We start from the raw sequence: 18,192 nt of genomic DNA on the forward strand, positions 1-18,192 counted from the left end.
ATGAATAAAATTTTTACACTTTGTATCGCTTTAAATTTATGCTTCGGCCCTACTTTGTTTGCCCAGAAAGGTGATGCCACCTATGCCCAAAAAGCTGCTGAAATACAGGCTAAGGTATGGGGAGATAAAGCGCCTGAGTTTGAGGTTAAAACCTTACCGGCGGGTATGGAAAAAGAGAGCGCCGTTATTATTGCCGAATATACCAACGTTGAGCAGGCATCGAATAGTCGTTATAAGTTTGCATTTGCAGCCAGCACGAGCGCTACTCGTACCAACAGAGTTACCACATATCGCGAGCGGGTTAAAATTAACGATAAAGCTGCTTTGGATGATTATTCATCCCTATCATACCAAAAAAGTTTGGACAGAACGCAGGGTCTTATCAATAAAACCTATAACCGCAAGGATACTTATATAGGTGTTAAACTGATAAAACCAGATGGCAAAGAGGTTATAGTAAATACCAGCGAAGAGGTTTTAACCAAAAATGAGGATAAGGATAAACGTGGTAAGCTGGCTATACCGGGTTTGGAAGTGGGCGATATTATGGACTATTATACCTGTAAGGTTGAATTGGTTGAAGATTATGCCGATAAAGGTGGTAACAGTAAATACCTGTTTGTGTTGGGAAGCGAATACCCTATTTTGAGTTACCAGCTAAACCTGCAATATAACAGCAAGGTTACGGTGAACTATATTAATGCCAATAAAGCGCCCGAGTTTAAAGAAACTACCGCGGCTAATGGCGATAAAACTTATAGCCTGAAATTAAGTAATTTACCTAAATATGATGATAAGCTTTGGACCTCATCGTTAAGACAATACCCTTATATTGAATTTAATGCCAGTTTAGAGAAGAGCAGAGGAACCTTTTTTGGGGGCAAGAAAAAGGAAATGTCGCGATTGGATGAGGCGATCAAAAATTATAAGCAGTTTTTTGAGTTGAGCAAGCGGTATATGTTTACCGATTATAAATCGGACATCAAGAAATATTTTGACTCGGGCAAAGATTTTAAGGCCGCTCCACAAGATACATTAATGCGTATACTTTACGATAAATGGAAGTACAGCATGTACATCACCGCTTTTGATAATATGGCCGGAGTATACGTAGGCACCAAAAGGAATAAGGCCCGTGTGCAGGGCCGCTATGCCGTAATGGAAATTGCGCATACTCTTTTTGACATGGAGATTGATTTTGATGTGCTGTTAGTATCGCCGAGGACGACCAGTTCGTTAGAGAATGTTTTTCAGGAAGGTGATATGGAGGCCATGATCAGGATAAACGGGGATAAAAAGACATACATGTGTTTTGATGATGTGTTTACCCAGTTTAACGAAATACCGGAGCAATACCAGGGTGAGGACGCGATAGTGCTTACACCTAAAAAACGCAACTTTGATAAGTTTGAAGAAAGCAGAGCCACCATTCCGGTTGTACCGGCTAAAGAGAATTACTTAGCCAGCAAAATGAATGTAAGTTTGTTACCCGGCAACATGCAAAAGATAAGCATTGAACGCACCATTACCGAAAGCGGAGCTATGAGGGGCGACCAGGCTGACCTAATGTTAACTCCTGATTTTGCACCTGTGTTAAAGGATGTGGTTACAGCAGACAATAAGAAGGAAAAGAAGGTTAAACTGACCAAGCTGGGTATGGAGATTGCAAGCGCCACAGCCAAAGCAAGGGAAGAGTTGACGGATAATTTTAAGAATGAAATATCGGGTGAGTTTGGGCAGGATCCGCAGAATTTGACCAAATACGCGGTTACCAATGTGGGGATCAGCAGCGTATCACCGGAGTTTGGTTTTACGGGTACTTTTGAGATGGATAATTTTGTGAAGCGGGCCGGCAATAACTATATTTTTGAAGCCGGTAAGCTAATAGGTTTGTACAACAAAATTGATGATAAACAGCGCGACAGGAAGATTGATGTTTACATGCCTTGCGCCAGAACAATATCGTACGATATCAATATAGCGGTGCCTAAAGGCTACCAGGTAAAGGGGGTTGATGAGCTTAATCAGCAATTGAAAAATGAAACTGGTACGTTAAGCATTGTTGCCAAAGTAACCGGTGGTAGTTTAAACATTCAGGTTAGCCGTACTTATGCCCATAATTTTGAGAAATTGGCACAATGGCCAAAGCTTTTAGAAATAATGGATGGTATAGGGAATTTTAGTAGTCAGAAGGTTTTGTTTGAGAAGATATAATGGTTAATGGGCATTGATGATGAATTACGGTACTGGATCAGGTATTATTTATCAGTGTAAAGCGGATCGGTTTTCGCGAAGATTCTGGAGTATTTTGTGGCGTAATTTATTGGTTTTTATTCTTCTTGCAGCTTTTTCAATTCTGGTAATGGATCGAGATGAGGGGATTGTTGTTTTGGCTATTATAATAGGTGCCGCTTTTTTATCGGTAATTATTTACAGCTCATATAAAAGAGCACTGAGGAAGATAACGGCTATAAGTTACAAAAGTGGGTTGGTTGATTTTGAAATTGTTGAGAAGGACAGACCTACAGGTTTTGTGATCCCCCTAAGCAGTATTAGGGCGACGTTAAAATGGGAGGGGAAACGCTGGGAAGTTTTGACGATGAGTATTTATGATGGCAACAAAAAAGTTAATGATTTTTATTCGGGTGAGCGAAGGGGTGAGAATACGCTTGAAGAAATAGTTTACAGAATACACAAATTAAAGCAGGATGGTGGGGTAAGTTAAGGGTGTTTTTTTGAACAATATTTCGTATTTTTGTATGAGAGAGCTATGTTAAGCATAGCTGGAAACATCCATGTCTCCGGGTTAAGATTGACAACTTTTTAAAAGTTGTCAAATCTGTTCAAACCACCCATATATACCCATAATTTGTAATTGTAGTTATTCGGGCTGTTCAGATTATTCTGCTTTAGTAAATTATGAGTTTGATAATCGGCAATTGAAAAAGGGGCGAAAATTCACCCATAAATACCCATAATTTGTTATTCTGGTTATTGGAAAATTGCTGAAATGGCAAAGTTTGGGCATGGCGGGAGTAGTGCCTTTGCGCTCCGTCCTTCGACTGGCGCTCAGGATGACGCCCTGCCCTACTTATTTGATTTGGGTATTATTCTAACGCCTTTATTATCCCGAACTCTAAGCCTCTCAGTTCGGCCAAACCACGTAGCCTTCCGATGGCGGAATAACCGGGGTTGGTTTTCTTTTTGAGGTCATCCAGCATTTGATGGCCGTGATCTGGGCGCATCGGGATACTGAGGTGACGGGCTTGCATTACGTGGACAAGTTCTTTTACTACATCATACATAGGCACATCGCCTTCGAGGTGGTTATCTTCGTAAAAGTCGCCGTGCTCGTTGCGTTTTGTAGCACGCAGGTGAACGAAATTGATGCGATCACCAAAGTGGCGGACCATAGCTGGCAGGTCGTTATCCGGACGAACACCGAATGAGCCTGTGCAAAAGCATAGTCCGTTGTTTAAGGATGGTACGGCGGCAACCAACGCATCTATATCGGCTTTGGCACTTACTACGCGTGGTAAGCCTAATATCGGGTATGGAGGATCGTCGGGGTGGATCACCATCTTCACGCCATGTTCATCGGCAATAGGAATGATCTGTTGCAGGAAGTAGATGAGGTTACTGCGTAGTTTACCGGCATCAATACCTTTGTAGGCATCTAAGGCCTGTTGAAATTTCTCGAGGGTGAAGCTCTCTTCGCTACCCGGTAAACCGGCTATGATGTTGCGTTGCAAGAGTAGCTTATCTTCATCGCTCATGCCATCGAAACGGGTTTGAGCGCGTTGCAATTCTTCGGTGGTGTATGCCTCTTTAGCACCCGCGCGTTTGAGCATGAATACCTCGAAGGCGATGAAGGCGGCTTTTTCAAAGCGCAGGGCTTTTGAGCCATCTTCAACGGTATAAGCCAGATCGGTACGTGTCCAATCCAGCACGGGCATAAAGTTGTAGGTTACGATGTTTATACCGCAATGCGCCAGGTTAGTTAACGATTGCTTGTAGTTTTCGATGTATTGTTCAAACCCTTCGGTTTGGGTTTTAATGGCTTCGTGAACAGGTACGCTTTCAACTACGTTCCAGATCATTCCGGCGGCTTCTACTATGGCCTGGCGTTTTTTGATCTCTTCAACTGTCCAAACTTGTCCGTTAGGGATGTGGTGCAGGGCGCTTACTATGCCTGTGCAACCAGCCTGGCGGATGTCGGATAGTGAAACGGGATCGTTAGGGCCATACCAGCGCATGGTTTGTGTCATGCCGAAGGCAGCTTGTGATTTGTCGGATAGTTGAATGCTCATCGTATTGTTAGATTGCACCGATTGATTTTGGATTTCACCGATCATCAATTCCGGTTTGATTTTGAGTGCTAAATTAGGCAATCTGCAAACAATGTTTTACAATAATGTTGGCTTAAAATGCAAGGATTATTGCACACGCCAAATGGCATCAGCAAACCATTGTTTTGAATCCATGAGGTAGTTTACGATCTCGAAGCCTGTTTTTGCCGCCATATCCTTAGTTTGCTCAATGCTAAACTTTTGGGATATCTCCATGTAAATGTATTCGTCTTTTTTGAAGTGGATAGATTCGTTATAGTCGGCAATATGTACTTTTTGATCTATTAGACTAATAAGGTAACTTTTGCATGAACCGGTTTCAGGATCATAAGTTGGATAATGATCAAATTGGTTGACGTTGAAATCGGCGCCTAATTCTGTATTGATGCGTGTGAGCAGGTTGAGGTTGAATTTTTTGGTGATGCCTTCTTTATCATTATAAGCGGCCAGTACAGTTTTGGGGTTCTTCTTCAAGTCGAAACCTATCAAAACCATATCGCCTGTTGAAAGGTTGTTCTTTAATTCCCCACAAAAGGCTTCGGCATCTGCAACCGGCATATTGCCAATGTTTGAGCCTAAAAATAGCACCACTTTGCGTTTATTGGATAGTGTTGCCGCTTTTTGCAGCATCTGGAAGTACTCGCCATTTAAGCCTTGAAAATTTAACCCCGGCAAGGTTTTGGTTAGGTTTGTATCCAGTTCTTCGATAACGTGGCTTGAGATATCGATAGGCAGGTAGGTAAAGTTTACGCCCTCGTCTAACAGATACTTAAGCAGGTATGATGATTTCATGGCATCACCCGCGCCTAATTCTATGAGATCGAAATCATCGCCGTTGCCGATGATGGATTTGGCTAAGGCCGCGGTTTGGTTTTTGAAGATGTCGAGTTCGCAATTGGTTGGATAATATTCCTCACAATTCATCAGATCCTGAAAAAGCTGATCGCCAATGGCATCATAAAAATACTTGGAATCCAAACGTTTGGGTGCTGATGTTAGCCCTTTAAGCACATCCTCATAGAAGGGATTAACGGCCTTATGGTTATGATTTGAACCGTTTAGCGCTGTGTTTAATGTATTGGTATTCATGTTTCTTTAGTATGATGTTGTATATTATCGTGCCAAACGGATTCCGCAAAATAGCCAGCGTAAATTTGGATGAAAAAAGTTGCGATAGGTAATTCGACCGTGCCCTGGCGATGTAGCATCGGACGCGCCGCGAAGCACCTTTTGGCTTACCATAAATTTGCCATTGTATTCGCCAATGGCGCCCTCGGCTTTGCTGAAGCCGGGGTATGGTAAATAGGCACTTTCTGTCCACTCCCAGCTTTTGCCCCAGTTAAACTGGGTTGCGGCTACCTCCCACTCAAATTCGGTAGGCAGGCGCAGGCCTTTCCATGCTGCATAGGCGTAAGCTTCGTAATAGCTGATGTGGCAAACAGGCTCGTCCCAATCAACAGGGTTTAATCCCGCAAGGGTATAATTGTGCCACTGCCCGTCAATATTATGCCAGTATAATGGTGTTTCTATATGGTTAGTTTTTACCCAATCCCAACCCTCGGCATGCCAGAAGCGGAAATCGTGATAGCCATTGGCGTTGATGAATTCGAGGTATTCGCCATTGGTTACCATGGTTGATGAGATGTGGTAATTATTCAGGTAAACTTTGTGGCTATTTAGTTCATTATCAAAGCAAAAGCCTTCGCCCTCGAAGCCAACTTCGTAAACACCTTCCGGAATACTGATCCATTCGGTAGATTGTTGTTCGAATGCCGGAGCTCTGTAATGCTTGTCGTAAGCCGGAAATAGCGGGTTATGGCCGAGAATATATTTGATATCGTAATACAACAATTCCTGATGCTGTTCCTCGTGATTTAGGCCGAGGATGAATAGTTCTTTGATTTCGGGCGATGGATCAACGCAAAGGAAGCTTTCCATAGCCTTATCTACATATTCCCGGTAGCGGTAAATATCGGCAACAGTTGGGCGGCTCAAATTCCCCCTGTCCGTACGGATAACACGGTTGCCCACGGTTTCGTAATAGCTATTGAATACGTAGTTATAGTCGGGATCAAATTCCTGGTAGCCCATCATATTGGGCTTTAAAATAAAGGTTTCAAAGAACCAGGTGGTATGGCCTATATGCCATTTGGGCGGACTAACATCTACAACAGGTTGCACAACGTAATCTTCAATTTGCAGCGGACTACAAATCTGGATACTCAACTGGCGCACTTTGTTATAACGGTCTATCAAGCTCATGTTACTTCTTATCCAAAAAGGATTTAAGGTTGCTAATTGTTTTAATATTCAAAGCTTCGGCTTGTTTGCGGCGCATCATCAGGGCATATGCGTTGTTGAATCCTATCGGCTTTAACCAATGAATGTCGTATTTAGTTTTAAATTGAGTGCTCACGTAATTGTAAACTTTTTGTTTATCACCGTTTAGCGAGTCGATGGTTTTAGCTTTTGCATCAAGCATAACCAGTAAGCCGGTACCGGTGTATTCGGGATAAAAGTCTATTTGATTATTGGTGAGTGCGTCAAAACATATTTTGGTACCACCTAAGCCGGTTTTGGTGGATACATCGTAATTGGTGTTACCTTTTATGAGCATGCTGTACATGCTGGCTAAAATGTATTGTTCTCCAAATATTTTAGAGCCTATACGGATTGTGCCCTCTTTTCCATTTTTAGGCTCCTGGTATAGATTTTTAGATACGAGGAAATCTTTGGCTACCTTTTCGGGACTTTCGTGTAAATAATCAACTCTGTAATTCAACTCCGTCATGATAGAATCGGTGATGTGTCCCGACAAGAGATTCAAAGTTTCTTCCAGTTTTGGGAAGTTTTTGAGCGCTGCAGCGGATACGATTGGGGCGCAGTAGTAAGGTGGAAAGATGCCTTTATCATCATTCAAAACCACTAGGTCAAAGGCTTTAAGGCGACCATCGGTTGAGTATCCGCTGATTACATCCAGATGGTTCTCGTAAGCTGCTTTATACATTACGGCATCGCTGATCACTACAGTATGTATTTTGAGGCCGTACTTTTGCTTCAGGCCCAAGTCGCCATCAATACGGCCCATAAACTCGGGTGTAAAACCAGCGGTAAGTTTACCGCCGTAGGCAGATGGTATCAAATAAAAACAAGCCAGGAACAAAATGATAGCAGGCGCGGCTACAGTTGCAGACCGCATTTTTTTGAAATTGATGTTTTGTATTCGCGAAAGCAGGAAATCAAAAATGATAGCCAGTAATGCCGATGGGATAGCTCCGGCCAGAATCATGTTGGTATTGTTAAGCGAAATGCCACCGAAGATGAACTCGCCTAAGCCACCCGCGGCAATTAACGAGGCCAATGTAGCCACACCCACATTAATCACTGTGGCGGTACGGATACCGGCCAATATTACTGGCATAGCCAAAGGCAATTCCACCTTGAATAGTGTTTGCCAATAACTCATGCCCATACCTTTAGCGGCCTCTTTAATGGTAGCATCAACCTGGGTAATGCCGGTGTAGGTATTGCGGATGATGGGTAGCAAGGCGTATAGAAATAAAGCAAATATGGCTGGCTTTGCGCCGATGCCTAAAATGGGTATCAAAAAACCTAAAAGTGCGATGCTTGGTATGGTTTGCATTACCCCGGCAAACCCTAAAACCGCGCCGCTAAATTGTTTGCGGCGGGCGATGAAGATACCTAAAGGCAGACCTATTAAAATAGCGACAAATAGCGATGTAAAGGTTAAGCCGATATGCGTTAAGGTTTGGCCAAGTATCTTATCAGATTCCTGGTGCATAAAATTCAGTAAGCTTTGTTGTCCTTCGGCCATTATGTTTCGGTGCTTTGATATTGGTAAAAGGCTGTCATTAAACTCTCGAAGGTTATCGTTTTAGATTGGCCGTTTGCCGGATTGGTGGCTGATAACGGCTGTTTAGAATTGGCGGTTAGTAATTCCAAAGCCTCCCAAACGGTTTGGCTGGAGTCAATACTTTCGGCTTGTGATAGGTTCTCTGGCAATGTATCCCATAAATCCATTAGCGTAACAGCCTTAAACTCCAGTTGCAGGCGTTGTTCTTTTAAAAATTCTATTACAAAGTTGTTAGCCGGTTTGAACAGCAGTTCGGCAGGTGTTCCGGTTTGGATGATGCGGCCTTTATCCATCAGGCAAATGCGGTCGCCCATTTCAAAGGCTTCCTGTACATCGTGGGTTACCATGATGATGGTTTTGCGTTTCAACTCATCTAACTGCTTAAACTCACGGCGTATTTTAAAGCGGGTAACTGGGTCCAATGCACCAAAAGGTTCATCCATCAGTAATACCGGAGGATCGGCCATTAAAGCTCTTGCGAGGCCTACACGTTGCTGTTGCCCCCCACTTAACTGATCGGGGTAAACGCTTAGTTGTTCTTCGACGAGATGAAGTTTTTGGATAAGCTCATCCGTACGTTGTTCAATCTTTTGCTTATCCCATTTTAAAAGCTGTGGAACAATAGCCATGTTTTCGGCAACGGTATAATGCGGGAAGAGGCCGTTGTTTTGTAATACATAACCAATACCGCGGCGCAAAGCTTCGGGCGATTGCTCATGAATGCTTTTACCGTTAACCGAGATATCGCCTTTGGTTGGTTCTATCAGGCGGTTGATCATTTTTAGTGTAGTAGTTTTACCACAACCGCTGGTGCCTAAAAGGATCAATGTTTCACCGTCGGCGATATCGAACGAAATATCATCAACCGCTTTAACCTGCCCGAAATGTTTGCTTAAGTTTTTAACAGCGATCATGATTTGTTTCGACTATGGTTCTAATTTCATGAATAAATTATTGAGCGATTCGGAGTAGGTGGGATGCGCAAACATCATAAACCGGATCTGATCATAAGTAATACCCCCCATCATCGCCATCTGCATTACCGATACAATTTCGCCGCCCTCTTCGCCTAAAATAGCTACGCCTAATACTTTTTTGGTATCGGCATCAACAACAGCTTTCATAAAGCCGCGGGTTTCGCCAACCTCAATAGCACGGGCTACGTGTTTCATAGGTAGTTTGGCTACCAGGTAGTTCAACTTTTGTTTTTTCGCCTCGGCTTCGGTGATCCCTACGCGGCCCAATGGCGGGTCGGTAAACATGCAGTAGGGTATTAATCTATCCTTAATACTCAGGTTTGCTTTTTCTACAATATTGCGGTGAACTATAGTATAGTCGTTATAAGCAACGTGTGTAAATGCTGGCCCGGGCTTAATGTCTCCTAAAGCGTAAATGCCTTTAATGTTAGTTTCCAGTTTGTCGTTAACCTTAATATAACCCCGTTCATCTAATTCAACACCGGCTTTTTGCAATTGCAAGGCTTCTGTTTGCGGTTTTCGGCCGGTTGATACCAACACGTGCGAGCAGGTTATATGCTTGGTTTTCCCGGCAAGGGATAGTTCGGCTTCAATTTGCCCATTGGCTTGTCGGGTAAATTTAGTGGCTTTAGCATCTGCGTGGAAAGTGATGCCTTCATCTTCCAATATCTTCACTACTTCTTCAGCAACGTCCAGATCCTCTTTAGGTAAAGGTCGGGGCGAAGCTTCGAGCATGGTTATCTTACTACCAAACCTTAGGAACATCTGACCAAACTCCATCCCAATATAACTTGCGCCGATGATGAGCAAGTGTTCGGGAATAATTTCCAGTTCGAGGATAGAGGTTGACGTGAGATAGTCAATGTTATTGAGTCCGGGGATATCAGGGATAACAGTTTTAGCTCCGGCATTAATGAAGATCAGATCAGCCTCATACTCTTCGGTACCACCATCATTTAATTTTACGCCGATGGTTTTCTCGCCGGTAAATACGGCTTCACCAAATATCAGATCGAGGCCTTTAGTAGTTTCAATTCCTTTTTGCGAGCCATCATGAAAGATTTTCACAATCGCATCCTTTCGTTTTTTGATCAGCGGCAAATCAACTTCAAAACTTTTGATATGAACGCCCATATCATCGCATTTAGCAGCGTTATAAGCCAGCTTTGCCGAAGCTACCATAGCTTTGGTAGGTGTACAGCCATCATTTATACAGGTTCCACCAACCAATCGTTTTTCAATAATGGCGGTTTTCATACCGGCAATAGCCAGTCGTTTAGATAAAGGAGTACCTGCCTGGCCAGCTCCAATAACTATGGCATCGTACTTTTTCATGCAGTGAATTGCACCCTGTCTATCGACGATAATGCTGTAATAGCCTGATCTTTCATAAGGTATGGTTTGATGATATGAATATACGTAATAAGTGCTGTGTAAGTAGTCGGTAAAGACACAAATATCTTACAGTAATTGTAAAAGAAAAACAGCGTTTTTTTGTTTTATTATACTAATAAACAGCTTGAAATTTTATATCAATAAAAAAGTGAAGATATTTTTTAAAATTACTTTTAAACTTATATCTTTGCAATCCCAAAATAAGGGTGCTCTGGTTACTATTTAAAACTACTGGAAGTAAAAAATAGCCGAAAGGCCCGTTCGTCTAGGGGTTAGGACGTTAGATTTTCATTCTAGAAACAGGGGTTCGATTCCCCTACGGGCTACACATTAAAGCATCAAAACGTATAAAAGCCTGCAAATCATACATTTGCAGGCTTTTTACTTTTACAGGTACACCAAATTATTCAATTTTTCGCATATCGAAAGTGAGTAATTCAGTGAGTCAACTTTTCGAAAACACCTACTCACTGGAAAGTGGTTAAATTATTGACATACAACATGTTCAATAGTTAAACATCTTGATTGCCACAAACTGCAAGGCTAATTTTGTTCACTTTAAAATGAGAAACCATGAATGCAAATTATTCCTTGCTCTTCTATTTGAAGAAGCCCAAAAATTACGTTAACGGACAGCCAAAACCCATCTACATGCGGATCACCGTAGAAGGGCTGCCCAAAGAACTTTCAGCCGGACGGGAATGCCTCCCCTCGCGGTGGTGTCCAAAGGCTAACCGTGCCAGCGGGAACAAAGAAGATGTGCGTACACTGAACAGTTATCTCGATACACTTGACAGAGGTATCGAAAAAGCGCATACTGATCTTGTCAAAGAGGCGGTAGTCATTACTGCCGAAACTATCAAAAACAAATATCTCGGGATCACCGCAAAGCCGCATTACCTGATGGAAATTTTTGCCGACCACAACCAAAAAATGGAAGCCTTGATCGGTAACGGATTTAAAAAGAACACGCTAAAAGGTTACAAAACCTCGGTGGGGCACCTGACCGCTTTTTTACAGAAAAAATTAAAGAAAACGGATATTGACATCTGCAGTATAGACCACGGGTTTATTCTCGGGTATGATTTTTACCTGCGTTCAGAAATGGGATGTGACGGCGTTTCGGTTGCTAAATACATGAAACACCTGCGCAAGATCACAAACCTGTGCCTGGCCCTGCGCTGGTTGAAAGATAACCCTTTCGTTTTTTATAAGAACAAAGCTAAGGCTAAAGAACGGGAGTTTCTGACGCAAGACGAATTGGAAAGGGTAATCAATAAACATTTTCTGATCCCAAGGCTCGCACAAGTACGCGATATGTTCGTTTTCAGTTGTTACACCGGACTGGCTTATATCGACATCAAGCAGTTGCTGAAAACCGAACTTTGCAATGGCGTTGACGGTAATCTTTGGATTTTCAACAGCCGTGAAAAAACGGGGACAACAACACATATTCCCTTAATGAACGTGGCCGTAGACCTGGTTAACCGTTATAGCGATCATCCGAAATGCATCAGCAGTGGTATCGTGTTCCCCGTATTGAGCAATCAAAAAATGAATAGCTATTTGAAAGAGATCGCAGACCTGTGCGGAATAACCAAAGAGCTGACCTTCCACATGGCGAGGCACACGTTTGCCACTACGGTAGCCTTGACGAATGGCTTACCGATTGAAAGTGTCAGTAAAATATTGGGGCACCTTGAATTGAAGACGACACAGCTCTATGCCAAAGTAACGGATATTAAAGTTAGCGGGGATATGCAGGATTTGCAGCAAAGGTTGACCGCAACAGAACAAAAAAAGCAATTAACCGCCCTCGCAAGCTAAACTGTCTGTGCCGTCCTGCCAACAAATGCAGGGCGGCATTTGATCAGCTACGTGCCGATGGAACTTTGCCGTTGCAATTTAACCTCCTGCAAAACGCTCCGTAAATATTAAATACGGGAACAAAGCGGAGAATATCGGCGGCAGGATGAAATAGGCGATAGCTATAACATGGGGTTATTGAATTATTAAAAAAACATTTGATATGTCTAAATACATTGACTTATTAACCGATTATTCCTTTAAGCGAATTTTCGGTACAGACCCAAACCGGGATCTATTGATTGATTTCCTGAATGAAGTCTTTCGGGGGCGCAAAATCATCACAGACCTGATCTATAATAAAAACGAGCATCCGGGCGATCATATCCATGAGGGTGGGGCTATCTTTGATCTGCTCTGTACAGGTGATGATGGTGAACGCTTTATTATTGAGGTACAGCGTGGTAAACAGGAGAACTTTAAACAACGCGCGCTTTTTTACACCAGTCGCTTAATTACAGAACAAGCACCGAAAGGAAGACGGAGCGAATGGGGTTACAACATCAGTGGTGTTTACCTGATCGCTTTGCTGGAAGACTTTGCCTTGCAGGACAGTCCAACGGATGAATATCTACATGATATTAGCCTCTGTAACAGGCAGACAGGAAAAATATTTTACAAAGACTTGGGCTATACCTATATAGAATTGCTTAAATTTGTTAAAACGGAAGCCCAACTGGAAACCGAATTGGACAAATGGTTGTTTGTGTTAAAAAACATGAGCAGTATGGATAAGATTCCGGTATACCTGCGCAAGCCAATATTTGAAAAATTGTTTAATATAGCTGAATACAGCAACTTAACGAAAGAGGAAAAAACAATGTACGATAGTAGCATGAAACACAAATGGGACAATAAAAACGTGCTTGATTATGCTAAGAAAGAGGGTAGAGAACAAGGCATGGAAGAAAAAAGCCACGGAGTTGTAGAAAACCTGATCGTTAAACTTGGCTTATCTGATGAACAGGCGGCTGATGTTGCAGCTGTGTCTGTAGAATACGTTGCCAAGGTACGTGCTGAACTGAAAAAATAATAGCATACACATCTAATATTAATATAGAGCTAGAGCATTTTTGCTGTGGCTTTTTTTCTTTTCGCCAGTCAAATGCTCAATTTGAAGCAGGGTAAAATTGATCGCATTCTTTTTGTTGGAGCTTTGGGAGTGGGATGGGTATTGCGGCTTCAACAAAAGGAATGCGATTGGCCGGGAGCAATGCCCTGGGTTGCTTGCAGGAAGGAATCGACCCGGCCAAGCTTGCACAGGCCCCGCAGGACAAGTTGTCTTTTTTGTCGGCGGGAGTTGGACAAAAGCAGAAAATTAAGAACAGTTGCATAAGCAGATGAATATTTTGTTTTTGATTTTCTGCTTTGCCATAAAATAATCTTATAAAAACGGTAGCAATCTTAGCAATTTAAGATCAGAGGTGATAAACAAATGGGCCATGTGTCTTTTGTTTATATCTCCTTAAAACGTTGGTCTTAACAGCATACAGTAATGCACTTGAAAATTCACTATTTTTAAAATCAGAACGAAATCGAATTTGGCAATCGCGAAGAATTCTATTCATGGTTTTTTCCTCTAAAGGTTTACCTGTTTTCTTAAAATATCCGTCATTAATCAAACTACGAACGGCATTTGCTGCTGTTATTGGCTTTGTTTCTGCTTTTGTATTTTTATTTTCAAAGTTATTTTTTCGATAGAAATCAATCTCAACATTATATACTGGAATTTTGAAATCAATAATAAAAAGCTCCATAATATGTAATTCCATAGCCCCTGCTATTGCAAATATGTTACTCATAGAGGTGTTGGCTTGACCATATATGATCCTATATACTTGTTTGTGGGTGAAACCAGTACGGTCAGCTATTGCTTCTATAGGAATATTTCTAGACAGAATCAAGTCTTGAATTCTGTCCCTAAGCTTTCCTAAATTCACCGGATCGATATATTGTGTCTTATCCATCCAGTAAAAAAGGTTGTATTAATTTATTTTAATCTGTCCTATTTGACATATTAATTATTTTTTATATATTTGTTATGCATTGTTTTACAGTGCATAAGATTGGTGTTAATGAAAATCAAATACTATAACTGCTTTCTTTAGAAAGGCATTTAATTAAAGAGTCTCGTCGCAAAAAGTTTGACAGCCAAGAAGCGAGGCAGTAAGATTAATGCCCATATCACTTTAAGTACATATCTTTGTGCTTGAAATAGGTATGGGCCTTGCTGTAAATCCAAGTTCTTGGCTGTCAACTAAGATGCGCTGGTGTGTAAGGTCCTACCTATTTTAACAAAAAACACTCCTGAGAGGCTCGTATTCAACATGCGAGCGATGGACATAGAAAACGATCCTTATTTATCCTATCAAGATTCTTGTTTTTCTTCAGTGAAGGAAACGAACGGATTGACTCTTTTGTATTGCAGTTCAGCGATACAATCCGGCATCAGTCCGCAACAAATGCTCTTTCCCCTAAAGCCGAAAGCCCCGATATAATAATTCCCCTTTTTTAAATGAGCCCTACCGCTCAATTTTCTGATTATCTAATCACCCGCGCGCCGGGTATACAAAACGATTGACATAACTGGTTCGCGGGTTTTTAACCTTCAAATCACTATGCAAAAAATCATACTCACCCTTGTACTGGCCACGCTTTGCCTAAATTTTACGGCAAATGCCCAGGATAAAACCACAAATATTAACGCTCTCAAAATCGGCGATATCATTCCCGAGGCGATTTGGAACATGCCTCTACTGGTCGTCAATCATCCCCAAGGTAAGAAGACGATCACCCTGAATGATTACAAAGGGAAACTGATCATACTGGACTTTTGGGACAAATATTGTGGTAGCTGTATAGCCGCTATGCCCAGAATGGCAGCTTTACAAAAACAATTTGAAAAAGAACTTATAATTATCAATGTAACGACAGATCGCGCGGAAGATGCCAAAAAATGTTTGACAACAAACAAAATGCTTGAACCGCTTAACTTGTCTTCGGTAGTCGAAGCAAAGGTATTGAGTCAGGCATTTCCCCACAGAACCATTCCTCATTATATCTGGATTAATAAGAATAAAATATTTATCTCTCAGGCTGCTGCAGGTGCCATCCTTCCGATGAATGTGACGAAAATTTTAAGAGACAGTCTACCGGATTGGCAGGAAAAGGTGGATATCGACACAAAAAAACCGTTGTTTCTTGGGGATAAGGTGCCAAGCAACGTTGAGCTTACCAGCTACTCGATATTCATTAAAGGAAGGGTAAGCGGCTTGTTTACTGGCAATGGCGTTACGTACGGTGTTAGTCCACAGCGCGATGTATTTTATAGCAATCAACCATTGAGTATAATATATCAGAGATTGGCTGCGAAGTTAATACCCCACATGGGAGATGAAAAAATCATTTTAGAGTTGCCAAAAGAAGACGATTTTTCCGATCAGGGTAAGCGTTACACTTTTCAATATGTGGCACCGGCTAATCAAGCTACTTTCCTTTTTCAAAATGCGTTATCTGCCTTAAATATGGCTTCCGGGTATAATGGACGAATAGAAAGCCGAAAAACAAAATACTATACCTTAATCCGTACCGGAAATGATGATCGTCTAAAATCTAAGGGTGGAGAACCCGTAAATAGGTTTGATAAAGATAGCTCGGTTCTCATCAATTGCCCTCTACGATTTTTCATTATCCATCTCAATGGAGACAACCTTTTAGGATCGTTTGTACTGGATAAGACAGGATATACCGGAAAGGTTGATATCATACTTAAAAACCCTTTGGCAGATGTCTCTTCTTTAAACAAGGAGCTGGCCGCGTATGGCCTCCTTTTAGCAACTGCAGATGAGCCGGTCAACCGTTTCGTGATTTATAAATATAGTTCTGTTTCTAATACTTATCATCAAAAGCAATGAAAATACTATTACTTTTTTTTACCCTGTTCCTCTATTGTTGTTTGGATGCAAATGCGCAATTTAAAATTGAAGGAAGGATAATGAACAACAACAATGTGCCACTTCCCAATGCCAATATTATCACTCGCGACGGATTCCAAAAAGCTAGAACAGATAGTGCCGGTTATTTCAGATTGAGTATTGCCACAAAACAAGCAATTTTGGTTATCACCCATATTGGGTATGAGAGCCGGGAGGTACCAGTACACTTAGCAAATAAAGGAGTTATAACTGTGATCCTGCAACCTTTGATTGCAGAATTAAGAGAAATATCCATTTCTACGGGTTATCAAACCATTCCTAAAGAACGTGCGACCGGATCTTCTTCTACCATTGATAACAAGACCTTTAATCAACAGGTAAGCACTGATGTGCTCAGCCGTTTGGAAGCAATCGCGAACAGCTTAAAAGTAAACCGAACAACGCTCGGTTCCAGTAATAACATATCCATACGGGGGCTAAGTACATTTTCAGGCCCATCTTCGGTTTTGATCATCGTAGATAATTTCCCTTACGAAGGAGATTTAAATAACATCAACCCGAATGATGTAGAAAACATCACTATTTTAAAAGACGCCGCGGCCGCTTCGATCTGGGGCGCGCGCGCTGGTAACGGGGTTATTGTCATTACCACCAAGAGGGGGAAATTGAACCAACCGATAAAGATTGACTTTACCAGCAACCTTACTTTAGATCAAGAATCTAATCTATATTATTTAAAAAGTATGTCGAGTGCTGATTATATTGACTTTGAAAAATATAAATTCTCACTTAAATACCGGCTTGCGGATACGTCAAATACAAGTCATCCGTCTTTTTCGCCTGTTTACGAAATCCTTTTGCGGCAATTGGGTAAAAAGATAACTGATACACAAGCCAACAACCAACTGGCCGACCTGGCTAAAAATGATATCAGGCAGCAATATCAGCAGTATATGTACAAGCCGGGGTTAAAACAGCAATATGCCTTAAATTTAAGCGGTGGTACCGCAACAAATAGCTGGTATTTTTCGAGCGGGTACGATAAAAACCGGTCTGAGCTGGATGCCGTTTACAACCGCCTGAATATCAACTTTCAGAATACCTACAAACCGTTTCGGTTTCTTACATTGAGCACGGGCTTGATCTATACACAAAGCAATACGATTGCAGGTAAAACAGGTTATGATAATTCTTTAGAACCCTATTCCCGCCTGGCAGATGATCAGGGTAATGCGGTTGGCATAACCAAATCTTATAGAAAGCCATATTTGGATACACTGGGGGCAGGGAAATTATTGGATTGGAATTATTATCCCCTGACCGACGATCAGCATATTTCTAATACCCAAAGTATCAACAGTACCATTTTTAACGCTGGAGTAAATTATGCGGTATTTAAATGGATGAACATCGACGTAAAGTACCAATATGAAAAACAGAAAAACTCATCAAAGCTCCTGCATGATAAGGATAGTTATTTTTCCAGAAGTCTTGTCAACCAATACTCCCAAATTGGCAGCGGACAGGTTAAATATATCATACCGGCAGGTGGTGTATTCGATGTCGGAGAAAATGAGTTGAATGTCCATAATCTACGTACTCAATTGAATATTAACTATAACTGGGCGAAGCATGAAATTTATGGATTAGTTGGGGCGGAACTAAGGGACAGGAAATCTTTTGGAAGCACGATCAGGCGATATGGGTATAATGCTGATTTAAATAAGTACGCGAATTACGATCCAACAACAACCTATCCTAATATTGTTACAGGCACCAGGTCACTTATTCCGGGT

Annotated in this window: 13 protein-coding genes and 1 tRNA gene; 7 read left to right on the plus strand and 7 right to left on the minus strand. The window is 41.7% G+C overall.

Annotation, left to right across the window (positions count from 1 at the left end; genetic code table 11):
• Positions 1-2,214 carry a DUF3857 domain-containing protein gene (locus ABIN91_RS12260; protein WP_348051400.1) on the plus strand — a complete coding sequence of 738 codons (2,214 nt, stop codon included), beginning with the start codon at positions 1-3 and terminating at the stop codon, positions 2,212-2,214.
• A 16-nt stretch (positions 2,215-2,230) separates the two neighbouring features.
• Entirely contained in the window at positions 2,231-2,725 is a 495-nt protein-coding gene (locus tag ABIN91_RS12265; RefSeq protein WP_348051401.1) for a hypothetical protein, read from the plus strand.
• Positions 2,726-3,107: 382 nt separating this feature from the next.
• Here ABIN91_RS12265 and uxuA read toward each other — a convergent pair whose 3' ends face one another.
• The 6 genes from uxuA to ABIN91_RS12295 all read right to left on the minus strand — a co-directional run bounded on the left by uxuA (position 3,108) and on the right by ABIN91_RS12295 (position 10,535).
• Positions 3,108-4,256: a mannonate dehydratase gene (uxuA, locus tag ABIN91_RS12270; protein ID WP_348051413.1), complete on the minus strand. Its 1,149-nt coding sequence runs from the start codon at positions 4,254-4,256 to the stop codon at positions 3,108-3,110.
• A 180-nt stretch (positions 4,257-4,436) separates the two neighbouring features.
• Entirely contained in the window at positions 4,437-5,438 is a 1,002-nt protein-coding gene (locus ABIN91_RS12275) for an L-histidine N(alpha)-methyltransferase (protein ID WP_348051402.1), read from the minus strand.
• 24 nt (positions 5,439-5,462) lie between these two features.
• Positions 5,463-6,611 carry an ergothioneine biosynthesis protein EgtB gene (gene egtB, locus ABIN91_RS12280; protein ID WP_348051403.1) on the minus strand — a complete coding sequence of 383 codons (1,149 nt, stop codon included), beginning with the start codon at positions 6,609-6,611 and terminating at the stop codon, positions 5,463-5,465.
• A 1-nt stretch (position 6,612) separates the two neighbouring features.
• A complete protein-coding gene (locus ABIN91_RS12285) occupies positions 6,613-8,184 on the minus strand; it encodes an ABC transporter permease/substrate-binding protein (RefSeq protein WP_348051404.1) in 1,572 nt (523 codons plus the stop codon).
• A complete protein-coding gene (locus ABIN91_RS12290; RefSeq protein WP_348051405.1) occupies positions 8,184-9,137 on the minus strand; it encodes an ABC transporter ATP-binding protein in 954 nt (317 codons plus the stop codon). The genes ABIN91_RS12285 and ABIN91_RS12290 overlap by 1 nt, the downstream gene beginning before the upstream one ends.
• A gap of 12 nt (positions 9,138-9,149) precedes the next feature.
• On the minus strand, positions 9,150-10,535 hold the full coding sequence (locus tag ABIN91_RS12295; protein ID WP_348051406.1) for a mercuric reductase: 1,386 nt from the start codon (positions 10,533-10,535) through the stop codon (positions 9,150-9,152).
• A 314-nt stretch (positions 10,536-10,849) separates the two neighbouring features.
• Here ABIN91_RS12295 and ABIN91_RS12300 point away from each other — a divergent pair.
• From ABIN91_RS12300 to ABIN91_RS12310, 3 genes are all read left to right on the plus strand, one after another.
• Positions 10,850-10,921 (plus strand) — tRNA-Glu (locus ABIN91_RS12300).
• A gap of 247 nt (positions 10,922-11,168) precedes the next feature.
• Positions 11,169-12,422, plus strand: coding sequence for a site-specific integrase (locus tag ABIN91_RS12305; RefSeq protein WP_348051407.1), 1,254 nt, complete (start codon positions 11,169-11,171; stop codon positions 12,420-12,422).
• A 202-nt stretch (positions 12,423-12,624) separates the two neighbouring features.
• Positions 12,625-13,494 (plus strand): Rpn family recombination-promoting nuclease/putative transposase, encoded by an 870-nt coding sequence (locus ABIN91_RS12310; RefSeq protein WP_348051408.1) that lies wholly within the window; start codon positions 12,625-12,627, stop codon positions 13,492-13,494.
• Between the two features lie 385 nt (positions 13,495-13,879).
• On the opposite strand, the gene ABIN91_RS12315 is transcribed toward ABIN91_RS12310, so the two are convergent.
• Entirely contained in the window at positions 13,880-14,428 is a 549-nt protein-coding gene (locus ABIN91_RS12315) for a helix-turn-helix transcriptional regulator (protein WP_348051409.1), read from the minus strand.
• A gap of 651 nt (positions 14,429-15,079) precedes the next feature.
• Between ABIN91_RS12315 and ABIN91_RS12320 the strand changes: the two genes are divergently transcribed.
• On the plus strand, positions 15,080-16,375 hold the full coding sequence (locus tag ABIN91_RS12320; protein WP_348051410.1) for a TlpA disulfide reductase family protein: 1,296 nt from the start codon (positions 15,080-15,082) through the stop codon (positions 16,373-16,375).
• A partial coding sequence (locus ABIN91_RS12325; RefSeq protein ID WP_348051411.1) for a TonB-dependent receptor plug domain-containing protein occupies positions 16,372-18,192 on the plus strand: 1,821 nt, incomplete at its 3' end. The genes ABIN91_RS12320 and ABIN91_RS12325, both read left to right, overlap by 4 nt.

The sequence above is a fragment of the Mucilaginibacter sp. genome, assembly GCF_039921305.1.
In the GTDB taxonomy this organism is placed as follows: Bacteria; Bacteroidota; Bacteroidia; order Sphingobacteriales; family Sphingobacteriaceae; genus Mucilaginibacter.